Raw genomic sequence first — 25,282 nt, forward strand, 5'->3', positions numbered from 1 at the left:
TTACCTCCGACCATGGCCGAAATGTTCGCCGCCGTCCAGCCGGCCACCACCACCACCACCACCTTGGTTGAACCCGGCCGGGCGCACTTGCGGCGCTTCCCGCTGCGACAACCCTGCGCGCTGGGTCTGCTGGCGCACACGCTCGCCGTTGCCGGCATCGCGCAGCGCGCTGTCTCGGTTGGCATTGCGGGAGCGGTCACGCGCCGCTGCCTGGTCCGCGCGCTGGCGGTCGGCGCCGGCCGGCCGCGGATTCTGCACGCCACCACCGGCGGCGCCCGGCCGCGATCGCTCCGACGCCCCGCCCGCGTGGCCCGCTATGGATTGCCCGGTACGGCCTTCGAACGACTGGGCCGCGCGCTCGCGCGCCTGGTCCCGCTGGGAAGGCTGGCGCTGCACGGCGCCGGCGCCACCCACGCGCTGCCCCGGCTGCGCGCCCGCCTGGCGGCTGGCCAGACCGGCCTGGCGCTGCTGATCGTAGCGCCCGCGCACAGCCGCATTGTTGTAGGGCACGTTGCCGCGGTGGGCGGGGTTGTGCTGCCAGTTCACATTGGCGCGGTTGACGTCCAGGCGCTGGTTGACGTTGATGTTGTTGTAGCGGTTCACATTGATGTTGACGTCGTGGTCATGCCAGTCGAACCCGCCCCACATCGCATCGACCGCCGCCACGCCAAGCCCGAAGCCGATGCCCGATACCAGCGCGGTGGCAAATGCAGAGCCCGGCGGCGGCGGGTAATAGGCCGGCGGATAGGCCGGGTACGCCCAGGTGCCGTAGACCGTGGTCGGGTTGTAGGTCGGCACGTACACCACCTGCGGGTTGGCCGGCTCGATCTGCACGACCGTGGTGCCGCCGGAGCTCTGCGTGACAACCTTCTGCTGCTCGGTCGTTTTCAGCGTGCCCGCGTTGTGAGCCTGCACGCGCAAGCGCTGCACCGAATCCATCACGTCGTTGGGCTGCGCCAGGAAGGCATCGCCGATCGACTGCACCCACTGCGGCTGGCGTCCCATCATGTCGAGCACCGAAGGAAACGCGGCCAGCGACTGCACGCTGGGGTCCCAGGACTGGCTGGCCACCGCCTTGGTCGCGGCATCGCCAGACAGGCTGGGATTGGCCTTGGACCACTGCGCCGCCGCGGCCACGTCTGCCGGATAGGTGGCCGCCATCAGCACCTGCGACAGCAGCGCATCCGGATACAGCGCGACCGGCGCGGCAAGCTGGTCAAGCTGCGCATTGCTCAGCCTGGATTGCGCCAGTGCCGGCCCCAGGGGCGCCATCAGCATCAGTGCCAGGCACCATGCGAAGAGAGGTTTGAAACGATGCATGTTGACGCTCCACAATTACGCAAGTGACGGCACTGCTTTCCCCCGGGCGCGCGCCTCAGCGGCGCTCCTGCGCGCACTGCTGGCGATACGCTTCTTCCAGGCGCTTGCGATCCGCCTGGCGCTCCAGTGTCGGGTATGCGCGCCCGTCGGCGGTGGTCACCGACGATTTGCCGGTGGACCACTGCGAACCGCCGGGCAGTGCGTTGATCTGGTCCAGCAACGACTGGCAGTGCTGCCGCTGCGACGCGGACAGCGTGCCGCCGGGTCCTTCCACGACACCCGTGGCCTCGTCCAGCATCCGCGGCGGCGGCGGGGCCACCATCGGCGTGCCGGCCGCTGCCGCTGCCGAGGCCGCCGCGGTATTGCCGGCTGCCCACAGCGGGGCCGCCACCATGGCGGCGCATGCCAGCATGCCCGCCTTGATCAGAAACTTCGTCAATCCAATACTCCAGAGCCGTCCGCGGACGTCCAGCCGGCACCGCGGCGTGTTGCAGGAACCGTCCGCCGCTAGCGATCCTTGCCACTGCCACTGCGGCGGCCGGTACGGTTGCGCATCAGCTCAAGCTTGAGCAGCGCGTCCGCAAGCATACTCTTCAGCCTGGCATTCTCTTCCTGCAGTTCGCGCAGCTTGCGCCCGTCGCGCGCGTCGCCGTGACTGGGCTGGCCGTAGCGGGCGCGCCATCCGTAGAACGATGCATCGCTGAAGCCATAGCGCGCGCACAGCTCGCGCACCGGCACGCCGCTGGCCGCTTCGGCCAGGTAGCCGCGGATCTGTTCTTCCGAATACCGTCTGTTCACGAATCTCTCCGCTTGCCAACGGCAGGCCACAAAACGGCGGGCCACAAGCGGCGCACAGCCGCGCCGCTACCGTGCCGACTCTGGGCGTACGTTAGCCCAGGGCTGCCGCAAAAGGCAATTCAGTGTCTTCGGTGCGCGAGTTAAGAAAATTATCCCGGCATGCATCGCCGCGTCGCCGGCGGCGCATTGCCGAATTTCGTTATTCCAATTTGGAATCTGCCTGGAATGATTGCCGCCGCATTTCACCCAAGCGGGGGATGCGAGCCACCCTTCGATAATGCTGGTGACGCTGGAATTTACCCGGAAGTCGTAGTTTCAAGCCATGTACTGGCACTAATACAAAGGTGTGCAAAACAAATTAGAAGTCTGTCATCAAATCAAGTTCCTAGGACTTTTCTTAGCCATGTATTAAGATTCCTCGGCATAACTAAATTTCGCATGCCTTCTGCCGGCGCGGTATTCATCCGGCCCGACACCGTGCGCAAGGAGCGCCGCCGGCGCGCATCCGGGGCAAAATCGATGCCCTGATGTCTGGCTCACTGCCGGAAGCATCGGACAAACAAAAAAAGAAGACAGAGTCGCGAATCAGGAGAAGTCGGAATGCGTCACGTCAGCACGAAGTTGTTGCATGTCTTTGTCCTCGTCATGGAGTACCGCGACCTGAGTGCGGTCGCGGCCTGCACCCAGGGACGCGTGCCCACGGTGGCCTACAGCCTCTCGCGCCTGCGTGAGATTACCGGTGACCAGCTGTTCGTCAAGCGCAACGGCATGCTCGAGCCGACCCCGCATGCGCTGCGCCTCGAGCAGACGGCGCGCCAGATCCTGGCTAAATGGAACCAGCTGGTGCGGCCCGGCGAGCCCGGGCAGAGCAAGCGGCGCGACGGCGGCAGGCGCGTCTCCATCGGCTTTTCCTCATCGATCGGCGATCCGGTCATCACTGAGATCCTGACTGCGCTGTGCGAGCAGTTTCCGCAGGACAGCTTTGTCACGCGGCCCGTCATTGCCGACGCGGCGCTTGCCGGCCACCTTGGCAGCGGCGATCTCGATTGCGCCTTTGTCGTCGACAGCGGGCACGATCCCGAGCACGTGCACCAGCACAACATCATGGCCACGCCGCGCCGGCTGGTCAGCGCCACGCGCGCGGGCAGCCATGATGAAGGCGAGAGCGACTGGATCCTGCTGCAGGAAGACAGCGAAGCCGGCAGCCCGTTGCGGGCCTTCCTGAGCCGGCAGGCCAGCACACCCGGCCACCGCGAAACCGTGGTGCCGTCATGGCATACGCAGATCACGCTGCTGCACTCTGCCGGCGGCATCTGCCCGGTGCTGGATTTCAACGTGCCGCTGGTCACGCGCGAGCGCAAGACCCGTCTGATGGCACCGCCGAGCAGCTTCCCGGAATGGGCCGCGCTGCATTTCTGGTCCCCGGAACGCGGCCGCGACCAGGGCGTGCTGCGGGACGTCATGGAGGTTGGCAGCGCCGTGCTGCGCGATCCGCTCAAGGCCATCGACGGCCGCCGCAACGGACGGCCCGCGCCACAGGCTCAGTCCGCTATTGCCTGACACAGACTGACCCGCAGGGCGCGAGGGCGCTGGCAGCCGGAACGCGCCAGCGCCCTTTTTCCTGGGTGCGTGGCGGCGTGCCCGCGCTGTTTATCATAATTTTGAGACATATTTTCGAGCGGCAAGACCGCGCTACACTCGCGCGCACTGGCCTCCGCCGACAGCGTTTTACGAATCTTCCTAGTTTCGTCCGCAAGCGCGGCCGATATCCTGCCATGGCATTGCCGCGATCCGGCCGTCTCCCGTTTGGCCCGGACCGGCGGCCATGCATGCAGTTGTCTGGCGTCGTATTGTCTGGCGTCGTTTTTGCGCCGCACGTCTCGCCGACGTGCGGCGTTTTCTTGACGTTTTCCTGATGCCGGGGCTGCCACGAACACGAATCGAGGAGCAACCAGATGGCATTGAGGATCCTGCTTGCCGATGACCACCCCCTGGTCTCGGCGGCCGTCGCGGACCGCTTGCACACACAGACCGGCTGGGAAGTCTGTGGCAGCGTCACCAGCGCCACAGCCTTGCTCAACGGCATCGACAGCCTGCGCCCCGATGTCGTGATCACCGACTACCACATGCCGGCGCACGGTGAAGGCAGCAGCGACGGGCTGCGGCTGCTCTCGAGCCTGCGCCGGCGGCATCCGTCGCTCGCCGTGATCGTGTTGACAATGATCACCAATCCGCTGGTGCTGCGCTCCATCCTCGACACCCAGGTCCATGGGCTGGTACTGAAAGATGCGCCGCTATCCGAACTGGTCACCGTGGTCTGCCGCATCCAGCGCGGCTTCCACTACATCGGCAAATCAGCGATGGAGGTGCTGTCCCAGGCCGACCCTGGCAGCCCGATCGCGCCAGGCCAGGCCAGCGCCGAGCGCCTGTCGCGGCGCGAAATGGAAGTCTTGCGGCTGTACCTGACCGGACGGTCCGTCAGCGAGATCGCCATCCAGCTATGCCGCAGCGTCAAGACCATCAGCCGGCAAAAGAATTGCGCCATGCAGAAGCTCGGCGTCACCAACGACCGCGAGCTGTTCGAGTTTGCCGCGCTCAACGGCATGCTGCTGGGCGGCTGAACGCAATCACGGTGTCAGACTGCGTCGGCCTCGTGTGCCGCGCGGGCCTGCGCGTGCGCGATGCCCGCCTCAAGCCGTGCCAGGCCGCGCGACAGCTCCCGCATGGTCGACGGCGACACCTCGGACAGCACGTCCTCGAGAAAGGCCGAGCGCAGCGGCATGGCGCGCGCCACCACCTCCTGGCCGGTCGGCGACAGCGTGACATGGGTCACGCGGTTGTCGCGCTCGGACGTGCTGCGCTCCACCCAGCCCAGTTCCTGCATGGCCTTGAGCTGGCGCGTCAGCGCACCGGGGTCCATGCCGACGTGGTCGGCCAGCGCCTTCTGGGCGATGGCGCCTTCCTGGTGATGCAGCGCGTGCAGGATGCGCCAGCGAGGCAAGGGCAGCCCCATGCGCTGTTCGAACGCCGCCGCATAGGCGCGGTAGGTCCGGCCGAACTGCTGCAATACGGCCACGCTTTGTCGCTCCAGTTCCATCCGTTCTCCTCAGTATCGGTCGCAGGCCGGCAGGTCAGTCCGCGGCCATCGCGGGCGCTGGCGCCCGGGTCAGCCTGATCGAGGGCACCCGGCGCGCGCACCAGACGCCCAGCGCGGCAGCCGCCGCGGCCACCACCAGGCCGAGATGGATGGAGCTGACCAGCGACACGCGTGCCTGCTCCAGCAGCAGTGCGCCATTGTGCCCGGCCTGATCAAGCTGGCCCAGCAGCGCGACTTGCGCAGCCTTGTCGATCAGCACCTGCGGGTCCGCCATGCGCGCCGCCCATTGGCCGGCATTGGCCGCGGACAGCGCATGCTCCACGCCGCCGGTGTAGCTGCGTGTCACCAGCGTGCCCACGACCGCCGTGCCGACCATGCCGCCGACCATGCGCAGCGACTGCAGCATCGCCGTGGCGATGCCCAGGTGCTCGCGCCCCGCGGTCTGCTGCGCGAACACCGTCAGGTTCGGCATGATGAAGCCGAGGCCAAGGCCGCCCACCAGCATGATCGCCATCAACACGCCGTGCGGCATGCTCCGGGTCGCCTGCGACAGCCCCAGGCAAGACAGCGCCAGCATGCCGAAGCCGGCGTAAAGCATGGAATTCGGGCGGCGGATACGGGTAACGACGCGGCCATTGAGAATGCTGCCCACGGTGATGCAGACCACCAGCGGCGTGATCAGCACGCCCGCGTCCTTGGGCGAGTAGCCGAAGCCGCCCTGGAACAGCAGCGGCGCATACAGCAACAGCGCGAACATGGTAAAGCCCGCGAACACCGAGAGCCTGAACAACGGTGCCAGTCCCGGGTCGCGGAACATCTCGACCGGCAGGATGGGGTTGGCGCAGCGCCGCTCCCAGTGCCACAGCGCCACCAGCGCCGCCACTGCCAACACCAGCAACACGGCGGTATAGGCATCAAAGCCGCGCTCAGGCAACAGTTCCACGCTCATCTGCAAGCTGCCCAGCCCCGCGGCGATCAGCAAGGCGCCGAGCCAGTCCACGCGGATCGGTCCGCTGTGCGCCTGCTGGCGCAGATGCGGCAGGTAGCGCCAGGCGAACCACAGGCCCAGCACGCCGACCGGCAGGTTGACATAAAACACCGCGCGCCAGCCGTACCACTCCGTCAGCAGGCCTCCCAGCGACGGCCCCACCGCGTTGGCAATGCCGAACGACGCGCTCAGCATCACCTGCCAGCGCAGCCGCACGTGCGAATCCGGAAAGAGGTCGGCAATGCAGGCGAAGGCTGTGCCGACCAGCATGCCGCCGCCAATGCCTTGCAGCGCGCGCGCCAGCACCAGGAACGGCATGCTCGGCGCCATGCCGCACAGCGCCGAGGCCACCGAGAACACCACGATCGACGCCAGCACGAACGGCTTGCGCCCGTAGTAGTCCCCCAGCCGCCCGAATATCGGCACCGTAATCACCGACGTCAGCAGATAAGCCGTGGCGACCCACGCGTAATACTCGAAACCCTGCAGCTCGGCCACCACGGTAGGCAACGCCGTGCCGACCACGGTCTGGTCCAGCGCCACCAGCATCACCACAAAGGCCACGCCCAGCATGGCCATCAGGGATTCGCGAAAGGGCAGGACCTGGCCGGCTGGCGGAGCACTATGTGGCTCGGATGTCATTTTATTGCTCGATCAATCGTTGTGCTGTCAATAATTATAGGACAAGAGCGGGCGTACTGCGCCGGCCACCGCTGATCGGAAGAATCTAAGTCTGTCGAAGCAGAAGCCCCTTCTCCCTGCGCCTTACGGAGCGCTTTCAGACGATGGCGCAATGGCGCACCAATGCCTCGTGCCTTGAAGTACCAAGCAAGAGCAACGGTTCGTCATCTCCCCGCGAATCTCGCCTGCCGCTTTTCCATGAAGCTTGCCATCCCCTCCTTCAGGTCATCGCTCTGCAGCATGAGGTTGAGTTCCCGCTGCATCAGATAGGCGTCAATGGCGGGGTTCCGCGGCATGACCGTGCCGACCAGCCGTCGCAGCCGGGCAACCACCAGCGGCGAGTTGGCTGCAATCACTTTCGCGTATTCCAGTGCGGCATCGCGCTGTGCGCCCACAGGGACCACTTTGTTCACAAAGCCGACTTCGTACGCGCGTTGGGCGCTCAGCGTGCCGCCCGTCAACATCGTTTCCATCGCGACCTTGTGCGGAATTCTTGCGACGAGTTCGGCGATCATTCCCATCGAGATGCCAAGCCTGGCCTCTGTATAGGCAAACCGGGCAGACTCGGAGGCGACACACAGGTCGCACATCTGGATCAGCGTCACTGCCGCACCGATGCACCAGCCACTGACGGCGCCCACCAGCGGCTTGTCCGAGGCTATGCCCACGCCTGGAATGCAGCTGCCGATATCTTTTGGAAAGGCCCGGATATCCGCGCCCATGGTGAAGTTGTCGCCGTTTGCGCAGATCACGCCGGCTCGTGCTTCCCCCTCATTCAGGCGAGCGAATGCTTCCCGCAGCAAACGCACGACTTCATCATTGAAGAGATTTTTCGGCGCGCAATTCAATGTAATGATTGCGACGCCATCGGTTTCTTCATACAGGACCGGTGCTTCAGACATGGGGCCTCCTGTTCATCTGGGTTCGCCTATTGCTTGGCATAGCGCTGCTGGAGCCTGAGCTTGTACAGCTTCCCGTTCGGCTCACGTGGCAGCTCGGCATCAAAATCAATGGTTCTCGGACACTTGATCCCGGAAAGCTTGCCCCGGCACCATTGCATGAGTTCTTGCGCAAGCGTCGGGCCAGCATCTTGCGTGTTGACGGTCTGGACGACGGCTTTCACCTGCTCGCCCATATCATCGTCAGGCACGCCAAAGACCGCGCAGTCGGCCACGGCAGGATGCATGGCCAGCACGTCCTCGACCTCCTGCGGATACACATTGACGCCACCTGTGATGATGGTGAAAGACTTTCGACCCGTCAGGTAGAGGTATCCGTCGCTGTCCAGGTAGCCGACATCGCCATAGGTCCGCCACCCCTGTGGACTGGTCGCGGCATCGGTCTTCGCCTGGTCACCGTGGTAGCTGAAATTGCCAGTCCCTTCGAAGTAGATCGTGCCGACCTGTCCCGCTCCCAGTTCTTGCCAGTTGTCGTCGAGGATCCGCGCCGGCGGATCAACCGGGCGGCCGACGGATCCCTTGTGCGTGATCCACTCCGCGGAATCGATGCCACACTGGCCGACCCCTTCAGTCCCCGCGTAGACCTCGTAGAGGATCGGACCCCACCACGCGATCATGGCCTCCTTGACGTGGATGGGGCATGCAGCGGCACCGTGCACGGCAAGCCGCATCGAAGACAGGTCGAAGCGCCGGCGCACGTCGTCGGGAACGCGCAGCAGCCGCGCGAACATGGTCGGGACCCACAGGCTGTCGGTGCATCGGTATTGCTCGATCAGCTGCAATGCCGCCTCCGGGTCGAATCGCGGCATCACGACAAGTTTTCCGCCCGTAGCCAGCACGGCGCACGCGTACCGATATGGAGCGCTGTGATACAGCGGCGAAGTGGACAGGAAAACAGAGTCGCGGTTGCACCGTTCGCCGAGCCTTGCGATCCGCGGGTCGGCGGCATCATAGGCGCGCGATGCCACCGGGCGCTTGATGCCTTTCGGCTTGCCAGTGGTTCCCGACGAATAGAGCAGGACTTCACCACAGACCGGATCGGTCAAAGCATCGGTGGTGAATGACTGGGCGGCCCGCTGCCAGTTCAGGTAGCCCGCCACGTCCCGTCCGCAGGCGACACGATGCACCGCGGGGTCGACCAGCGTGTCCAGCCCTTGCAGCGCCGCGGCCTTTTCGCTTGAAAGCACCAGGACATCCGCCTGGCTGTCGGCCACGATGTAGGCCAGCTCTTCGGCTGTCGCCCGCGTGGAGACTGGCGTGAAGTACACGCCAATGCGTTGGGCCGCAAGCGCAACGGTGAGGAAAGACGGATCGTTCTCCAGGCAGAAGACCAGCGAACGGCCTTCGCGCAAACCAAGGCCGCGCAGCAGGCGTGCCCCGCGATTGGCGCTACGCTCCAGTTCCCCGTATGTCAGCGTCGAGCCATCCTGGGCAAATACCGCGCACACGGTATCCGGCGTGTGCTTTCCAAAGTATGACGGATGCATCGTCAGATTCTGCGGCACAGTCGCTACTCCTGAATGGTGACGCCGGAGCGGCGAACAGCGTCCGTCCAGAATGCCAGCTCCTTCTGAAAATAGTGGGCGGATTCGTCGACATCGAGGTTCAGCGGATCCAGGTTGAAGGCGGTCGAGTTCGACTTGCTTTCCTCCGCCACGGCCTGGCGGAAGGCAAGATTGAGCCTCGTCAGCACCGGCCTGGGTGTTCCGGCCGGCGCATACACGCCGACATGGAATTTCAGGGAATATTTCTCCAGGCCCGGAGTTTCCGAAGCCAACGGAATATCCGGCATGCTCGGACTGCGTTTGTTCCCTGATTGGGCAATTACCCTGACCCGGCCGCTCGGCACCATGGGTGCAAGGCCACTGTATCCGTCAAAGGCGAGGTCGATGATGCCGGAGCCGAGGTCGCTCAGCAGCGTTGGGCCGCCCTTGTAGGGAACCTGGGTCAGCTTGATGCCGGCCGCCTGTTCGAGCATCACCGGGCCCAGGTGCGTGGTCCCTCCCGTGGTCGAGGTGCCATAGGTCAGGCCGCCCGGTCTGGACTTCGCCAGCGAGATGAGTCCGGCGAGATTGGTCACGGGCAGCGAACCGCTCACTGCGATGGCGAATCCGTCTTCCCCGAGATAGGTCACAGGCACGAGATCGGTTGCGGTGTTGTAACTCAGCTTGTGGTAGAGCGCAGCATTGGTGAGCAGAGTGTTGACGGCGATCAGCAGCGTGTATCCGTCGGGCGCGCTCTTGGCGACAGCGCTCGTGGCAATGATCGTGTTGCCGCCTGGCCGGGGCTCGATTACCACGGGCTGCCCCAGCGTCCTGGCGATACGCAGCGCAATTGGCCGCAGGAAATTGTCTGTCGATCCGCCCGCAGGGAACGGCGTGATGATGCGGATGGGCTTCGACGGGAACGGGTTGCCCGACTCCGCTGCAGCGGTTCCAGGCAGCCCGAATGTGAGCGACAAGGCCAGTGGTGCCAGAAGCAGGGCATGGTATTGGGGTGCGGCACGAGAGAGCATGATGTTCATAGCCGTGAATTCCATTGGGTGCGCAGGATATGGGGACCGGACCGATGATGAGACACCGTGGACCGTTGCGTCAGAAGATATGCCGGATGCCGAGCGCTACGCCGAGCATATTGTCCTTGCCGTTGCCGGGAAAGTACCCGTTGGCCAAGCTGATCGCGGAGGTGTCCAGGTTCAGGCCCGCATGCTTTGCATAGGCGGTGCTCAGGTAAAGATCGGTCCGCTTGCTGAGGCTGTAGTCGGCGACGACCAGGGCTTGCCATGGATTCTTGATATGGGTCCCCGCCAGGTTCTTGACGTCATCGTAGTAGTACGCGATGGTCAGGGCCAGGGCCGCGGTCACCGGGTAGTTCGCGCCGATCCAGTAGTAGTCATCCCGCAAGAGAGTGGCGCCAGCGGCATCCTTGTTCAGGCCCCAGCGGTAGCCGCCCATGACCCTGGCGGGGCCGGCGGCATAGCTGGCGGCCACCGCGGCCTTCTTGAACGTACCGGTGCTGCCGCCGGCGGTGAGCGTCGGGTTGAACTGGTCATAAGCAACGGTCGCGCCGAAGGAGCCAGAGGCATAGGCCAGGGCAGCACCGTATCCGGTGTCGCGGCGGAACTGGCCGGGGACTTCACCGTTTCCGGTGACGCCGTTGCCGAATGACCAGTGCGCAATGGCTGTCATGGCGCCAAACGTGCCGGTGTACTTGGCCGTGTTGTCCGACCGGACATTAAAGCCAAGCTGCGCGACCACCGGCTCATACTGCCCGGCATAGGCCGTGGGCGAGAAGTTGGCGAGCGCAGAGAAGAGCGTGGTGTACTGGCGTCCGAAGGTCACCCTGCCGAGGCTGGCGCTTTCCAGGCCGACAAAGGCCTGCCGACCGAAAAGACGGCCCCCTTGCTGCAGCTTGCCGTCGTCGAGCCCGAAGCCATTCTCCAGGGCAAAAAGTGCCTTCAGGCCATTGCCAAGGTCCTCCACGCCGCGCAAGCCCCATCGTGATCCGGACAGGCCGCCGGAGGTGAGCCGGTAGGCGCTGCCTGCTGCGCCAGCGTTGAATCCGTTGGCAGGCGTTGGCGTCTGCGTACCCAGGTGGCTCACATACTCGATATTGATATCGGCAACTCCGTAGAGCGTCACGCTCGACTGTGCATGGGCTGTCGCGGCAAGTGTGCTCAAGCCAGCGAGCAAGATGGACGTCCCTTTCATGCGCAATGTCTCCTCTCTTATGTTATGGATGGCGTTTACCCGTACGTCGCGCCTGGTTTCCCGCCAGTTGTTTTTGTATGTGTCCGAGCAACCTGGTCGACCGGCTTCTCGGGTGGCGTGACGGTGAGAGGACTATTTCATGCGAGCCGTGCCCGAGTCCAATGACAAGGCTGGCGATATTGATGACTGATGGGTATCAATGCCGGGCCGATATGCAGCGGGCACAAAGGGTCTGGCGGCACCCCGCAGCAATGCGCGATCCGCATCAATAGGGCACGAATGCGCATTGGACTGCGCTAGTACGTGGCCCATATAGTCTCCGCGTGCCCACCCGATTGGCGCCTTTGCATATCCTCAGGAGATCCCATGGCAATCCCAGCAGTGCTTCAGCATTCCCTTCGCCTACCCATCGTGGGCTCGCCGATGTTCATCAGTTCCGGCGTCGACATGGTTGTGGAGCAATGCGTCAATGGCATTGTCGGCGCGTTCCCTGCCCTCAATGCCCGCCCGCAGTCACAGCTGGCAGACTGGATCGCCGAGATTCGCGAGCGCATCGCGCAGGCACAAGAGGAGAATCCGCGGCAACAGATCGCGCCGTTCGCCGTCAATCAGGTGATGAGTGAGCACAACACCCGCTGGCAGGCGGATCTGGCTACGATCGTGGAAAGCAAAGTGCCGCTGATCATTACAAGCCTGAAAGCGCCGCCGCAAGAGATCATCCAGGAGGTACACGCCTACGGCGGGCTCATCTTCCACGATGTCACCAGCGTCCGGCATGCCAGGAAGGCAGCGGCAATGGGCGTGGATGGCCTGATCCTCGTATGCGCCGGGGCAGGTGGACAAGGCGGGGACCGCAGCCCGTTCGCCCTGATCAATGAGGTGCGGGCCTTCTTCGACGGCACAATCCTGCTCGCCGGTGCGATCTCCACGGGGCGCGACGTGCTGGCGGCACAGGCAATGGGCGCCGACCTTGCCTATATGGGCACCCGCTTCCTCGCCTCCCACGAATCGGGCGCCAGCAATGTGCATAAGGATGAGGTCATCGGGAGCGTGGCGGCGGACGTCGTCTACACCAACGCCTTCACCGGCATTCACGGCAATTACCTGCGGCCAAGCCTGATCAAGGCAAACCTCGACCCTGACAGGCTGCCCCCGTTCAGCGACGAAACAAGGAAGTACCGCAGCACGGGCGACGGCAATGTGAAGGTCTGGAAAGACATCCGGGGCTGCGGGCACGGGTGTGGGTCGATCCGGCATCGGGAGCGGGTCGCGGAAATCGTTGCCACGCTTGAAACCGAATACCGCGACGCCGCCACCGCGATGCAGCGCAAGCTGTTCATACCGCTGCAGGGCGCTGGCGTCTAGACAGAATGTATTGACCTGCCCCACCTCAAGCGGCGTGGATCAGGCGAACTGGCGTCTTACCAGGTTGACCATGCTCCGGACTACCGGCGAGGTCGAGGACTTTCGCCAGATGCAGAAGTTCTCAAGAATCAGGTCGAGATCCGCGATGCCGGCGAAAGCCACGCCCCTTGGCAGAAGATAGTTCTTCGCCACCGGATGGACGCCAATGCCGCCATGCTCAATGATGTGCTTCAGGACCAGGTCCAGGAAGTTGCTTTCAAATCCAACCGACACCTGAAGTCCGTGCCGGGCAAACAGCGCATCCAGCGGTTCGCGCACCCGTGGCCAGGTCTTGGCGCTGACAAGGCTCACGGAGGCGCCCTGCAGATCCTTCAGGTGCAAAGACTGACGTGAGGCCAGCGGGTGTTGTTCCGAGAGCAAGGCGCGATATCGGATCTGCTCGATGCGAACGACACCGAGTTTTTCGTCCGTGATCGGGCCGCCACAGAAGCCAACATGCAGATCGCCGTTGCGGACGCAGACGGCAACGTCCTGCGACGGCATGGTCTCGATGCGGACGGTTACGGTCGGGAAGGCCTTGACGAACATATCGCTCAGGTTTTGCCACTCGCCGTACCGTGAGGTCGCGCTCACGCCGACCAGGAACGGGCCGCTCAGATCAAAATCCGGCGAGCTGATCTCGGCAAGGCCCGCCTGGTAGTGGGCTATCGCCTCGGTCCAGTGCCGCGCCAGCGTCAGCGCCGCGCGGGTTGGCCGCACCAGGCGCGTGGTCCGCTCGAACAACCGTTGGTCCACGCGCTCTTCAATCGCATTGATCTTGCGCGACAGGCCCGATTGTGTGAGATGCAGGCTCTCGGCCGCCGCGTTGAAATTGCGCTTTTCCAGCAACTCAAGAAAGGCGTAGATATGGCTGATATTGATCATGATGCCGGCACTTGTGCGCGACCTGACAGGGACGCGTGCTCATTGTTCAGCATCACCATCGCAGTCTGTCTCTGGCTCGTTGCCAATCCATCCCGGTCACAGGATGGCCGGATGAGGAGACTACCATATGTGCAAGCCGGCGGTCCGCGCGTGCGCCTGGCCACGCCATCAGGCATGCCTTAGATCGGGCGCATGATTGCCGCCCTGCAATTCCAGCCCGTCCGCCAGCTGCTCCAGTTCGGCATGGAACGCCTGCCAGTCCGCGCCAATGGCAGCCAGCCCCGAGCGCCGCACCGACTGCTCCAGCCAGCGGCAAGCCTGGCTCTGCAGCGCATGGCCCATCACCGACAGGGCCCCGGCCAGCCCGTGCAGACGCCGGGCAAAGGCTTCGGCATCGCCCGCGATCAGCGCCTCGGCCAGCGCGCGCTGGTCGCGGCGCAGCGCATCGGCCTGCAGCACGGCGTCGCCGCCTGGATGCTGGCCGGGCGCGCTCCGCGTTCCGAGGTGGGTGCCGGACAGGTCTTCCAGCAGCTGGCGCAGGGTCGGGAGACCGACCGGCTTGGTCAGGCAGCGGTCAATGCCGGCCCGCTGGCAGCGCTCGGTCACATCGGGGCCCACGTTCGCGGTGATGGCGACGATGGGCATGGCATGGCCGGCGTCGCGCAGCCGCCCCGCCAGCGTGAAGCCGTCCATGCCGGGCATCTGCAGATCGGTCAGGATCAGGTCATAGCGCCGTCCGGATGCCAGCGACAGGGCTTCGGGCCCGTCGCCGGCCAGGTCCACCGACTGCCCCAGGCTCTCCAGCTGGTCGCGCATCACCACCTGGTTGATGGGGTGGTCTTCCACCAGCAGCAAGGCCAGTTGCGCGGCGGGCGCGTCGTCACGCGCCGGCGTCGCTGCCTGCGCCTGCGCCACCTCCGCGCCTGCCGCGGCGGCGATCGCCGCGAGCAGGCCGCGCCACGCGTAAGGAGATGCAACCACCGGCGTCTGGGTCAGGTCCGGCACAGTCGGCGCCATCGCCGACACCACCACATCGGCATCCGTGCAGCGGCGCATGGCCTCCTCGTCGCAGACCAGCACGTCGACCGGCGTCGCCGGCGGCGCTTCGGGATCGTACCTGACCGCGCGCGCGCCATAGAACTGCAGCAGCTGCTCCACACCCTGGTAAAGCTCGCGCAAGGTGACATTAAGGCCGACCGTCAGTCCGCGCAGCGCGGCCTGCGGCCACGCGTCCGCGGGCGCTTCGATGCCGGCGCGGGCCAACGGCAGGCTGACGATAAAGCAGCTGCCCAGGCCCGGCTCGCTCACCACCCGGATCTCGCCGCACATCAGCTCGACCAGCCGGCGGCAGATCGACAGCCCCAGGCCGGTGCCGCCATAGTGGCGCGTGTCGGGCTGCTCGGCCTGCACAAAGGGCTCGAACAGACGGCCCTGGTCCTGCGCGGCGATGCCGATGCCGGTATCGATGACCCGGATCTCGACGCCATCGGCACCGTTTCCGTCGATTGCCGGCTTGCGCATGGCCGTGACGATGACCTTGCCCTGCTCGGCGAACTTGACCGCGTTGCTGACCAGGTTGTTCAGGATCTGCTCCAGCTTGACCACGTCGGCCATCACCGGCTCGGCCAGGGACGGATCGTTGACGCAGAGCAGGCGCAACTGCTTGCGCGCGGCCTCCGCCGCAAAGCGCCGGGTCACTTCCTCGACGATCTCATCGAGGCGGCACGGCCGCAGCTGCAGCGACATCTGTCCGGCCTCGATCTTGCTGAAGTCGAGCACGTCGTTGATGATGTCGATCAGCGACTGCGAGGCGTGCTCCATCACCGCCAGCTGGTCGCGCTGGCGCGAATCGAGCCGGGTCATGCCAAGCAGTTCGATGCTGCCCAGCATGCCGTTGAGCGGCGTGCGGATTTCATGGCTCATGGTGGCCAGGAACGAAGACTTGGCATGGTTGGCGGCGTCCGCGGCGCGGATCGCCTCGCGCAGGCGCGCTTCGCTGCGGCGCGCCTCGGTGACATCGTTGAGGGCGCACAGCACGGCGGCCCGGCCTTCATAGGTAATCTCTACCAGCCGCACCTCCAGGGACCGCGTCTCGCCGTAGCGGCCGGCCATGTCCACATCGAAACGGGGCAGCACCTGCGGCGGCCCGTCAACGTCGGCGTCGCCGCTGGTCAGCCGCGCGTCGCAGGCATCCTGCAACTGCGTCAGGCCCGCGGACGTGGCCTGGTCGATGATCGACTGGGCGGCGGCATTGGCCAGCAGCACCTGCCGCGTGCTGCGCTCGACGATCATCAGGCCGACGCCCGCCACTTCAATCACGAAGCGCCCCAGGGCGTCGCTCTCCTGCAGGCGCGACGACTGGCGTTGCGCCGGCCGCATGATGCGGCGGTCGATCAGCCAGATCCACGCGAGGATCAGCACCGACAGCGAACCGGTCAGGCCCAGCATCCACAAGGTGTTCTGCCGGAACTGGTGCCACAGGTGGCGGAATTCGACCACGCCCACCGTGCGCCAGCCCCAGGCGTCCAGCTGGTACTCCAGCACCACGACCTGGTCCAGCAGCCCTTGCCGCACCAGCGCCGAGCGCACCGTGCCCGGACGCGCACCATGCGCGGCAAGGGTTGCCGCGGCCGGCTGGCCGAGGGTGCCGCCCGGCATGCCGTCCGCGGTCAGCACCGTGCCGGCATCGGTCACCAGCATGAAATCTCCACCGACGGTCTGTCCGTCCGGCAGCATCGGCGACAGCGGAAACTCCATGGCCAGCAGCGCGACCGGCTCGCCCTCGCATTGCACCAGGGTGACGAAGGTGACCGTGCGCATGCCGCTGACCCAGTCCTGCGCCGGCGGCAGCACCTGCGCCTGGCCGGGGTGGGCGCGCAGGCGCGCGACCAGGGCATCAGTGCGCAGGCGCGCAAGGGTGTCATGCAGCAATGTCTGGCGCGCGTCGTCATGCTGCAGCAATGCGCGCGCCGGTTCCAGCCGGCGCGGGATGACGTAGAACTGGTCGGCTTGCAGGTCGATCAGGTAGGCATTCTGCACGTCGCGGTACTGCAGGTTGTTGACACGGAAGGTGAACGTCATCATGCCGGCCAGGCTTTTCAGCCTGGTGCCCGTCGTCCCGGCCTGGTCCGCAGCAAGCAGCAGCGCGATGTACCGGCGTTCGCCGCGGCGCTGCAGGCGGTCGGTCCATTGCTCATCGCTGACCGCGGCCAGTTCGTCGGCCAGGCCGATGTCGGCAAGGCGGGTCAGCGATCCCTGCGCGCGGACGGTCAGGGCTTCCGCCCAATGCAGCTTCGCCTGCAATTGTTCGGACCGCGACTGCAGCACCATCTCCTGCCGCTCGATCGCTTCGCGCAGCCGGTAGTGCAACAGCACGCCCCAGGACAGTACGGTCAGTCCCAGCACGCAGGCCGAGAACAGGTAAACCAGATATCGGATCTGGCGAATGCTCAACGGCAACGCGGAGCTGCTGTCGGCAGACATCAGCCTTTTCATCGCATACCTCTTTTTGACATCGCGACTGCCCGGAGCATCCGGCCAGTTCCAGGAACGTCGTGAGCGTGGCCGCAGGCAGCGCCAGCCATCTCACAACATGCCGCGCTGGATGGCGAAGGCGGCAAGCTCCACGTCGTTCTCGGCGCCAACCTTGCGCATGACGCTCTGCTTTTGCGTGCTGATCGTCTTGACGTTGCGGCCGGTGCGTATGGCGATCTCAGTGACGGACATGCCGGAAAGGTAGAGCCGCAGCACTTCGCTTTCACGGGTGGTCAGCAACTCGGCCCAGTCGGCGCCGTCCGCCAGGCTGCCGCATGGCCTGCCCCAGATCAGTTCACAGGCGAGTTCAGAAACCGAGGCCAGGTTCAGGTGTGCCATCCACACCGCCTTCATGACCTCGTCGACGTTGTCACGGGCGGTCACGACATTACGGCAGCCATCCTTGAGCAGCCGCAGCACGCCGGCACGATCCGCGACGTTGGCGATGGCGACCACGCGCTGCCGGCCCAGCGCGGCGAGCCGCGTGCCCAGGCGCGCGTAGCTGGACGGACCATCGTCGCCGGGGGTCCCAAGGGGGAACCGCAGTGTCACCACGTCGCACGAACCTCGCAGCAGGGCTTGCGCCAGGCCCGGCTCGTCACCCACCAGGCCAAGCAGTTCGATGCTGGCGCTGGCCGCAAGCCGCCGGCCCAGCAGGCGCCGCATGACAGGTTGCGAGTCCGCGACGATCACCCGGATTTTCTTCATGGCCGCCATACGCTCCAGCGTTGTCATCCTGCATTCAGAATGGGCTATCCGCCTGGCTTTCGAAATCAGCCAAGCCTGAAAAAGGCCACGGTATTTTCTGACGAGGGGATGGCGCGCCTGGCGCCACGCTGCAGCCGACGCGCTGCGTCAGCGGCGGCGGGATGCAATCAGCCGGAAATCAGGGGGAGACATGCAGAGGCAGGCGTTGCGTTGGCCTGCAAGGGGCGGGATGAAGCGCGGGGGTATCGGGGCCGGGCGCCCGCACTGGTGTCAGGTACCGCCGAGCAGGCCGTTGGTCCTGGCGTATTCGTAAAGCTCATAGTCGTTGCCAAGGCCCAGCTTCTTCATGGCGATGCTCTTCTGCGCGCTGATGGTCTTGCTGCTGCGGTTGGCCTGGCGCGCGATCTCGATGACCGGCACCCCGGCAGCGCATTGCCGTATCACTTCAAGCTCACGCCGCGTCAGCACCGGACGGCGCGAGGGTTCGTCCAGCCCGCCCGAGGCCAGGATCGCGCGCACCGACGCCGGCTGGTAGCTCAGCCCGCTGAAGGCTGCGCGCACGGCAGGCACCAGTTCCTGAACCGGATCGGTCTTGTTCAGGATCACGGAAATCCCAACCTTCTGGATATTGCGGATCAGCGCCGGATTGTCCAGCATGGTCATGACCACGATCCGGGTGGTGGGGTAACGGCGGCGCAGCATCTGCAGCATCGGCAGGCCATCGCCGAATTGGCCGCCGGGCATGGAGTAGTCGGTCACGATCACGTCGCAATCCGTGCTTTCCAGCAAATCCACCAACTGCGTGGAATTGGCAGCACTGCCCACGATCTGCATGCCCACTTCACTCGCCAGTACCCGGCTCATTCCGTCGAGGACGACGGGGTGGTCATCGGCAATTACTACCTTGATCATTACTGCCCCCTTGCTTTTTGTCGGTTCCGCGAGCGGCTGGTGCGCCGCAGAACTGAGCCGGCATTCCATGTCGGTCATCTTCGCTGACTTGTAGTTTAGGAGTCTTCCGAAACACCAGAATTAAGGGATTACTTAAATAGTATCCGGTCAATCGCCTCTGGCCGCATCCTTTTTGCCTTCCTGCCTGCTTTCCCGGGCGCTTTCGTGGCCGCCTTGCAGGCCGACTTTCTGACGGTCAGAACCTTCAAAGTATTCTGCAAGATACAAAGCCAGGTTGTCGACATGGCCTTGCACGACCTCGAGTGCCTGGGCCGCGCCCAGTTCCAGTTCCCGGCACAGTTCGACAATCTCCTCGCCGTCCCCGGCGTGCGCCATGGCCCCGCGCATGCGATGGGCATGATGGCGGACCGCCTTCAGTTCCCCGCTGCCTGCGGCCGCGGCCAGTTGCCGGAAATCGTCGCGCATGGTGCGCTCCAGCAACATCATGCTGGCGAGGCTATCCTCCGCGCGGGCCTGGCTGGCCGCGCCCGCAGCTCTGCAGGCCAGGTCGGATGCAAGCGCCGGCAGCACGGCGCGCAGGCATTCGGCCAGGTCCCCCAGCAGGATCGGCTTGGACAGGCAGCGGTTCATGCCGGCATCCAGGCAACGCTGCGCCTCTCTCTCGGCCATGCTCGCGCTCAACCCGACTATGGGAAGCGCAGCATTTTCCGCGCGCAGCCGGCGGCTCAGTTCGTAGCCATCCATCCCGGGCATGTGGACATCCGTCAACACCACGTCAAACCTGTGCCGGTGAAACACCGCCAGCCCTTCATCGCCGCCGGCTGCCAGCGTCGGTCGGCACCCAAGGCGCTCTAGTTGCTGCTGCATCAGCAGCCGGTTGTAAGGGTGGTCGTCGACCACCAGGATCTCCAGTCCCAGCTGCGGCGTGGGATGCACCAGGGCCGGCGCCGGTGGTGCACTGACCGGTGCCATGCCGGCGGCCCTGCACAAAGCCCGCAGGATGCCTGCCTGATGATAGGCACTGACCAGCCAGCCGCCCGCGACAGGCTGCGCTTCGGCCGGGCCATCCCCGCGGGCAAAGACCACGCCGGCATAGCCGGCGGGCAGGGCCTGGGCCTTGCGCGTGGCAACCAGCAGCACCATCCCGGGTTTGCGGGCGTGCCCCGGGCAGGCAATGGCCCGGCACCCTAGCGCGGCAAGATTGGCCAGCGCGTTGTCCAGCACGGCGTCATCATCCGCCAGCACGGCCACCGGCGGCAGCCGCGGCTCGAGCGGCATGCGCGGCGGGCCTTCCGGCAGCGTGAGCACGACCCGGAACACGCTGCCCCGGCCTGGCTCGCTGGCCACGGTAATCGTGCCGCCCATCAGCGTAGCCAGTTGCCGGCAGATCGACAGGCCCAGTCCGGTCCCGCCGAAACGCCGCGCCGTCGACGCATCGGCCTGCACGAAAGGCCGGAACAGCCGCGCCTGGACCTCTGGCGCAATGCCCGGGCCGCTGTCCTCCACTTCAATCTGGATGGCTGTGTTGCCATTCCCACCAGCCGCAACGTGTTGCGGCGCCCGCTGCAGGCGCACGATGACGTGTCCGGCCGCGGTGAACTTGAGCGCATTGCCAAGCAGGTTGCCGATGATCTGGCGCACGCGCACCGGATCGCCCACCAGCCAGGGCAACCCGGGCCGCGGAAAACTCGACAGCACAAGGCCCTTGCGCAGCGCGATCGGCGCCTGCGCGCGCACCACGGATTCCAGCAGCGCCACCGGATCGAAGGGCACGGCATCCAGTTCCATCTGGCCGGCTTCGGCGCGCGAATAGTCGAGCAGGTCATCCAGCAACTGCAGCAGGACCTGCGATGAAGCCTGGATGGTGGACAGCATTTCGCGCTGGCCCTGCGCCAGCTCTGTCAGCGACAGCAGCTCCAGCGTGCCCAGCATCCCGTACAACGGCGTGCGGATTTCGTGGCTCATGGCAGCGAGGAACTGCGATTTGGCGGCGCTGGCCTCTTCCGCCAGCTGGCGCGCGCGTGCCAGGGCGCGATGCGCCTCTCGATCATCGGTGACATCGTGGATGGCGCACAGCAGCACGTCCTCGCCCTCGAAGCGGGTATGACGGCCGACCACCAGCACGTCGCGTGCCTCTCCGTTCCCGGTCGGCACCTGCAACTCCAGCCGCGCGGGCCCGGTGCCCTGCCGCGCCAGCATCTCATCCAGCCACGGCCGCCCCGCGGTGCATGTGTCGAGCGGCAGCCACTGCGCGGCCCGCGCGTTTTCGGCCCGCACGTGCGCGTCCGCAGTGCGCACCACCCGCAGGCCGACCGGGGCGGCCTGCATCACGGCGCGGTTGAAGCGCTCGCTGTCCTCGATCCGTTCCGCATTGCGCTGCATCGGCACCAATACCCTGCGCCGCAGGATATCGGCACCAGTCAGCACCACGGCGAAGCCAAGCCCGTAGAGCACAAGCGCCGCCGCCAGCGCCGGGCCATGGTCCGCCAGCGCCTGCGACAGCGGGTAAGCGTAGACCGCGCGCCAGTCGCCGTCCCGGGCCATGCTGCCGATCATCAGGCTGCCCTGCTCGAACCAATAGGCCACGCCTTGCCGGCTGCGGCCCAGCTCGCTCGCCACCCGCTCCCCCAGCCCTTGCGTGCGCAGCCAGCCAGCGTCGTCGCCCTGGTAGAGCACCCGCCCTGCGCCATCGAAGAGCACCGCCCGCCTGCCTCCCGGCACGCTGACATTCCCGGTCAGCGCGCGTGCCGGAATGGCGGTGGCGGCGTACGCCACCAGGTTTCCACCGGCATCACGGACTGGCAGGAAGCAGCTCAGGATCTGTCCCTGCTCGATGGTGCCCGGATATCCCCGATATGGCCCGGCCCATAGCGGTGCCGCGACCGCCTTGTGGCGGGTCTCGCGCGACCGGGTCGACAGCGCCTTCGCCCAGTTGCCGACGGCATCGGCAATCAGCGGCCCGTTCAACGCCAGCGCGCCGGGGAGCGGCGGTGTCACGAACGCCTCGCTGCCGTCACCGGCCACGAAGGCCGAACGCACACCCTGCGGCGCGGTGCCCCAGTACGCGCGCTCGAAGATGGCGAAGCGAACGATGTGCGAAGCCGTGGCGAGCCGCCCCGCCGCTGGCGCCGGAGCGCCCATCATCACCGTGGCCGGATTGATCAGGCCGGGCACCTCGACGGTGCGGGCACTTCCGGCAGGCACTGCGCGCAGCATGGCTTCGAGCTGGCTGGCCGGCCGGTCGCTGCGCACCAGCCGATACTCGGGGCCGGTGATCTCGGCCATGCGCCGGACAAAGTACTCGTGCGTGGCCTTGACCTCCAGCACTGCACCAAAGTGCAGGCGGCTGGCCGACGCCTGTTCCCAGACGATGCGCTGGAACTGGCTGTGGAGGAACAGGACAAGGAAGCCGCTGATCACGACGATCAGCAAGGCCACAACAACGGTCAGCAGGTGGCCTTGAACCTGCTTGTGCGCCCGCGACAGCCAGTTGACCATTGACGGTCTCCGTCTGGGCATTGCATGGCGCCGCGACGCGCGCGGCGTGGGGATCAGCAAGCGCCCGAGGTAAGTGAAGGACTGACGTCGGGATTATGCATGACATTGAAATCCGATAGTTAACCCCACGCAACTGCCGGCCACCCGGCCAGCATCCACCACTCGATGAGACACGGCCTCGACACGGATCAACGGCACCTTGCATCCACAGTTTGAAAGGCCCTTGATTTTCCGTCGTCCTTCGGCAAGGCATAGTCCAGCCTGCATGCCTCGGCAGCGGCACTACCCCACTTCACGTTCAACTGGCCGGCATCCGCCTTCAGACCACGCGCGATGATGCGACCGCCCTGTGCGACCGTGCCTATGCTCTGACCCTGCGCATCGAAAACCTCCGCCCCAAAAGACAGCGGCTTGCCATCCGGGCCCTTGGCGCGCAGGATCGCCGCGCGTCCCGGATTGTCGGTCTCGAACTTCATCCTCACGATCGCGCCCGCGGTCGGCGCCACGTTCTGCTGCGTGGTCTTCAGTTCCACGCTGATCGGCAGCCCCTTGGGGTCGATCTCGATCCGGTTGGTGGAGAACGGCATCAGGGTCGGCACGATGGCGTGGCCCCAGGGGTCCACGCGCAGGCCGCTGCCGTTGGCCAGGCGCGCGCCCGCTGCATCCCTGGCTTCGATGATGGCCATGGTGTCGCCCGCCATCGGCGTGAATGCCACGCCGCCCGCGTAGGCGACAATGCCGCCGCTGATGCCGATGCCCGCTTGCGAGTAGTTGCGGCCGGTGCTGGCGTTGGCCGCCAGGGTAGCCATCGGCGACACATAGCCGACGTTGCCGCCGACGGTGGCTGCGTCCCTGGTGTTGCCGCCGCCGGTGTAGCCGGCGTTCACGCCGTAGGTGAAGGCGTTGTCCTCGCCCAGCGTGCCGGTCACCGATTCCTGCAGCGAGGTGCCGCCGGTGGAGTCGTGGCTCAGGCTGGTCATCGAGTACGGTGCGTGCTGGCCCTTGCCCAGCGGGACGCCCACGTTGAGCATCACCCGGGTGTCCCACCTGCCCGAGCCCACGTTGAACTGGCGCGACGCCGAGACACCGTAGTTGATCCGCTTGTAGCTGTTGTTGTAGCCGGCCTGGAACTGGGTGTCGCTGCCGCTGCGGTTCCAGTAGTTCTGCGTGGAGCCGGACAGGTAGAACGAACCATAGCCCTGCGGCAGCATCTGGTTGATGGTCATCTGCAGGCGCCCGCGCTGGATGCCGCTCATGAACATGTTCGCACCCAGGCCGCGCTGGTCCAGGTCGCGCAGCGCCATGGCATCGGCCATGCTCAGGTAGCCGCTGCTGGAATATCGATAGGCGGCCAGCGTCAGGTTGGTGTTGGTCGGCGCCACCAGCTTGCTGTATGAGAGCCGCACGGACTGGCCACTCCGGCTGGACGCGTTCTGCAGCGTGGTCCAGGCCTGCGTCACGTCGGCGCCGAAGGCGCCGACGTCCGTGTTCAGCGCCCCGCCCGCCATCACCGCGGTGTAGTCCTGCGCCGCAATGAAGCCGCCGTAGCCGGTCACCATATTGCTGATGCCGTGCTGCACCGTCCCCTGCATCAGCAGCGGCTTGCTCTGGATCGAGGTGTTGCGGTACTGGCCCACGGTCACGCTGAAGCGCGTGACGCCCGGGCGCAGCGCGTTGACCGCCGCGGCATAGGGCATGCGCGAGGTATGCACGCTGCCGTCGGCTTCGGTCACGACAATTTCAAGGTCGCCGCCGTAGCCCGTCGGATAGAGGTCATTGATCTCGAACGCGCCGGGGGCAACCGTGGTTTCGTAGATGATGTTTCCGCCCTGTCGGATCTGCACGCGGGCGTTGCTGTTGGCAATGCCATGGACTGTCGGCGCATAGCCGCGCTGCGATTCCGGGTACATCCGGTCATCGCTGGCAACCTGCACGCCGCGAAAGCCGAAGCTGTCGAACATGGTGCCGTCGGTGAAGGCATCGCCGATGATCAGCTGGCTCCTGATCGGCGCGATCGAGCGCTGCAGGCTGGTCTGCACGCTCTGGTAGCGCGTGCCCTCAATATCGCCGTGCGTGAGGTTGCCCAGATGGCGCAAGCGCCAGCCGCCGAAGTTGAGCCCGGCGTTCACCCCGACGTAGCTCTGCGTGGTCGACATCCCGCTCGAATCGGTGTGGTAGACGTTGGCGTTGTACTGCAGGCGTGCCGCAGTCACGCCTTCGTCCCAATACTTGGGATCGACATAGCCGCGCGCCGAACGCGACATGGCGATCTGCGGCACCGAGACGTCCAGACGCTGCTCGCCGATGTCGAAACTGGCCGTGGCATCGGGGATCAGCTCCGGCAGCGATACACAGCCAGCGTCCAGCCGTGCCGATGCCTGCGGCGAGAGCCTGGCCATGTCGACACCCATGCGCCCGATCGCGGCACGGTCAAAGCACGGCTGCACATTGCGGCTGTCTTCGCCCACCTGGCGCAGCGTCACTTCGGCTCGGCCAAGCCACGCGTCGTTGACATACAGCTCTGCGCGATAGTTGCCCGGCAAGGCCACATTGCCCTTGTTGAAGCGGCTCACATCGATGCGGCTGCCGCCGGGCTGCTGCAGGAAGGTGTCGTTGAACTCCACTTCCGCCACCAGCGTCGACCCACTGGCACCGCCGGGCGCTGCCCATGCACCTGCGCTGGCGAACAAGGACAACACCACCGCACTGGCCGGACGCAGCGAGGAAGGGAAGGAAGAGGTCTTTCGGGTTTTCATGGGTGTATGCCGGATCATCTGGCCATGCGCGG

18 protein-coding genes are annotated in these 25,282 nt (G+C 65.7%); 3 read left to right on the plus strand and 15 right to left on the minus strand.

Going from position 1 to position 25,282, the window contains the following annotated elements; genetic code table 11:
* From ACREYQ_RS27700 to ACREYQ_RS27710, 3 genes are all read right to left on the minus strand, one after another.
* Positions 1-1,320 carry a DUF3300 domain-containing protein gene (locus tag ACREYQ_RS27700; RefSeq protein WP_432261163.1) on the minus strand — a complete coding sequence of 440 codons (1,320 nt, stop codon included), beginning with the start codon at positions 1,318-1,320 and terminating at the stop codon, positions 1-3.
* A 55-nt stretch (positions 1,321-1,375) separates the two neighbouring features.
* A complete protein-coding gene (locus tag ACREYQ_RS27705) occupies positions 1,376-1,759 on the minus strand; it encodes a hypothetical protein (protein WP_432261164.1) in 384 nt (127 codons plus the stop codon).
* Between the two features lie 68 nt (positions 1,760-1,827).
* Positions 1,828-2,118: a transposase gene (locus ACREYQ_RS27710; RefSeq protein WP_432261165.1), complete on the minus strand. Its 291-nt coding sequence runs from the start codon at positions 2,116-2,118 to the stop codon at positions 1,828-1,830.
* Between the two features lie 600 nt (positions 2,119-2,718).
* On the opposite strand from ACREYQ_RS27710, the gene ACREYQ_RS27715 reads away from it, so the two are divergent.
* Together ACREYQ_RS27715 and ACREYQ_RS27720 are read left to right on the plus strand one after the other, a co-directional pair.
* Positions 2,719-3,678, plus strand: a complete 960-nt coding sequence (locus ACREYQ_RS27715) for a LysR substrate-binding domain-containing protein (protein ID WP_432261166.1) — start codon at positions 2,719-2,721, stop codon at positions 3,676-3,678.
* A gap of 395 nt (positions 3,679-4,073) precedes the next feature.
* Complete coding sequence (locus ACREYQ_RS27720; protein WP_432261167.1) at positions 4,074-4,739, plus strand: response regulator; 666 nt, start codon at positions 4,074-4,076, stop codon at positions 4,737-4,739.
* Positions 4,740-4,753: 14 nt separating this feature from the next.
* Here ACREYQ_RS27720 and ACREYQ_RS27725 read toward each other — a convergent pair whose 3' ends face one another.
* From ACREYQ_RS27725 to ACREYQ_RS27750, 6 genes are all read right to left on the minus strand, one after another.
* Positions 4,754-5,215, minus strand: coding sequence for a MarR family winged helix-turn-helix transcriptional regulator (locus ACREYQ_RS27725; RefSeq protein WP_432261168.1), 462 nt, complete (start codon positions 5,213-5,215; stop codon positions 4,754-4,756).
* A 34-nt stretch (positions 5,216-5,249) separates the two neighbouring features.
* The gene (locus tag ACREYQ_RS27730; protein WP_432261169.1) at positions 5,250-6,845 is read right to left on the minus strand and encodes an MFS transporter; all 1,596 of its coding nucleotides are present in this window, start codon (positions 6,843-6,845) and stop codon (positions 5,250-5,252) included.
* Between the two features lie 203 nt (positions 6,846-7,048).
* Positions 7,049-7,786 carry an enoyl-CoA hydratase/isomerase family protein gene (locus tag ACREYQ_RS27735; protein ID WP_432261170.1) on the minus strand — a complete coding sequence of 246 codons (738 nt, stop codon included), beginning with the start codon at positions 7,784-7,786 and terminating at the stop codon, positions 7,049-7,051.
* A gap of 26 nt (positions 7,787-7,812) precedes the next feature.
* A complete protein-coding gene (locus ACREYQ_RS27740; RefSeq protein WP_432261171.1) occupies positions 7,813-9,348 on the minus strand; it encodes an AMP-binding protein in 1,536 nt (511 codons plus the stop codon).
* A 5-nt stretch (positions 9,349-9,353) separates the two neighbouring features.
* Entirely contained in the window at positions 9,354-10,367 is a 1,014-nt protein-coding gene (locus ACREYQ_RS27745) for a Bug family tripartite tricarboxylate transporter substrate binding protein (protein ID WP_432261172.1), read from the minus strand.
* 70 nt (positions 10,368-10,437) lie between these two features.
* The gene (locus ACREYQ_RS27750; protein WP_432261173.1) at positions 10,438-11,553 is read right to left on the minus strand and encodes a porin; all 1,116 of its coding nucleotides are present in this window, start codon (positions 11,551-11,553) and stop codon (positions 10,438-10,440) included.
* A gap of 366 nt (positions 11,554-11,919) precedes the next feature.
* On the opposite strand from ACREYQ_RS27750, the gene ACREYQ_RS27755 reads away from it, so the two are divergent.
* Positions 11,920-12,918 (plus strand): NAD(P)H-dependent flavin oxidoreductase, encoded by a 999-nt coding sequence (locus ACREYQ_RS27755; protein ID WP_432261174.1) that lies wholly within the window; start codon positions 11,920-11,922, stop codon positions 12,916-12,918.
* 39 nt (positions 12,919-12,957) lie between these two features.
* Here the strand turns inward: ACREYQ_RS27755 and ACREYQ_RS27760 are convergent, their stop codons facing one another.
* The 6 genes from ACREYQ_RS27760 to ACREYQ_RS27785 all read right to left on the minus strand — a co-directional run bounded on the left by ACREYQ_RS27760 (position 12,958) and on the right by ACREYQ_RS27785 (position 25,250).
* Positions 12,958-13,842: a LysR family transcriptional regulator gene (locus ACREYQ_RS27760; protein ID WP_432261175.1), complete on the minus strand. Its 885-nt coding sequence runs from the start codon at positions 13,840-13,842 to the stop codon at positions 12,958-12,960.
* A 168-nt stretch (positions 13,843-14,010) separates the two neighbouring features.
* Complete coding sequence (locus ACREYQ_RS27765; RefSeq protein ID WP_432261176.1) at positions 14,011-17,325, minus strand: ATP-binding protein; 3,315 nt, start codon at positions 17,323-17,325, stop codon at positions 14,011-14,013.
* A 102-nt stretch (positions 17,326-17,427) separates the two neighbouring features.
* A complete protein-coding gene (locus ACREYQ_RS27770) occupies positions 17,428-18,084 on the minus strand; it encodes a LuxR C-terminal-related transcriptional regulator (protein WP_432261177.1) in 657 nt (218 codons plus the stop codon).
* A gap of 270 nt (positions 18,085-18,354) precedes the next feature.
* On the minus strand, positions 18,355-18,996 hold the full coding sequence (locus ACREYQ_RS27775; RefSeq protein WP_432261178.1) for a response regulator: 642 nt from the start codon (positions 18,994-18,996) through the stop codon (positions 18,355-18,357).
* A gap of 147 nt (positions 18,997-19,143) precedes the next feature.
* Complete coding sequence (locus ACREYQ_RS27780) at positions 19,144-22,494, minus strand: ATP-binding protein (protein ID WP_432261179.1); 3,351 nt, start codon at positions 22,492-22,494, stop codon at positions 19,144-19,146.
* A gap of 188 nt (positions 22,495-22,682) precedes the next feature.
* Positions 22,683-25,250, minus strand: coding sequence for a fimbria/pilus outer membrane usher protein (locus ACREYQ_RS27785; protein WP_432261180.1), 2,568 nt, complete (start codon positions 25,248-25,250; stop codon positions 22,683-22,685).
* Positions 25,251-25,282: the final 32 nt, after the last annotated feature.

Origin of the sequence: Cupriavidus sp. TMH.W2, from assembly GCF_050847365.1 — a bacterium.
GTDB lineage: Bacteria > Pseudomonadota > Gammaproteobacteria > Burkholderiales > Burkholderiaceae > Cupriavidus.

Coding starts and splice junctions, on each gene's coding strand:
- ACREYQ_RS27700 (WP_432261163.1), bottom strand. CDS start 1,320: ATGCATCGTTTCAAACCTCTCTTCGCATGGTGCCTGGCACTGATGCTG.
- ACREYQ_RS27715 (WP_432261166.1), top strand. CDS start 2,719: ATGCGTCACGTCAGCACGAAGTTGTTGCATGTCTTTGTCCTCGTCATG.
- ACREYQ_RS27720 (WP_432261167.1), top strand. CDS start 4,074: ATGGCATTGAGGATCCTGCTTGCCGATGACCACCCCCTGGTCTCGGCG.
- ACREYQ_RS27725 (WP_432261168.1), bottom strand. CDS start 5,215: ATGGAACTGGAGCGACAAAGCGTGGCCGTATTGCAGCAGTTCGGCCGG.
- ACREYQ_RS27730 (WP_432261169.1), bottom strand. CDS start 6,845: ATGACATCCGAGCCACATAGTGCTCCGCCAGCCGGCCAGGTCCTGCCC.
- ACREYQ_RS27735 (WP_432261170.1), bottom strand. CDS start 7,786: ATGTCTGAAGCACCGGTCCTGTATGAAGAAACCGATGGCGTCGCAATC.
- ACREYQ_RS27745 (WP_432261172.1), bottom strand. CDS start 10,367: ATGAACATCATGCTCTCTCGTGCCGCACCCCAATACCATGCCCTGCTT.
- ACREYQ_RS27750 (WP_432261173.1), bottom strand. CDS start 11,553: ATGAAAGGGACGTCCATCTTGCTCGCTGGCTTGAGCACACTTGCCGCG.
- ACREYQ_RS27755 (WP_432261174.1), top strand. CDS start 11,920: ATGGCAATCCCAGCAGTGCTTCAGCATTCCCTTCGCCTACCCATCGTG.
- ACREYQ_RS27760 (WP_432261175.1), bottom strand. CDS start 13,842: ATGATCAATATCAGCCATATCTACGCCTTTCTTGAGTTGCTGGAAAAG.
- ACREYQ_RS27765 (WP_432261176.1), bottom strand. CDS start 17,325: ATGTCTGCCGACAGCAGCTCCGCGTTGCCGTTGAGCATTCGCCAGATC.
- ACREYQ_RS27770 (WP_432261177.1), bottom strand. CDS start 18,084: ATGAAGAAAATCCGGGTGATCGTCGCGGACTCGCAACCTGTCATGCGG.
- ACREYQ_RS27775 (WP_432261178.1), bottom strand. CDS start 18,996: ATGATCAAGGTAGTAATTGCCGATGACCACCCCGTCGTCCTCGACGGA.
- ACREYQ_RS27780 (WP_432261179.1), bottom strand. CDS start 22,494: ATGGTCAACTGGCTGTCGCGGGCGCACAAGCAGGTTCAAGGCCACCTG.
- ACREYQ_RS27785 (WP_432261180.1), bottom strand. CDS start 25,250: ATGAAAACCCGAAAGACCTCTTCCTTCCCTTCCTCGCTGCGTCCGGCC.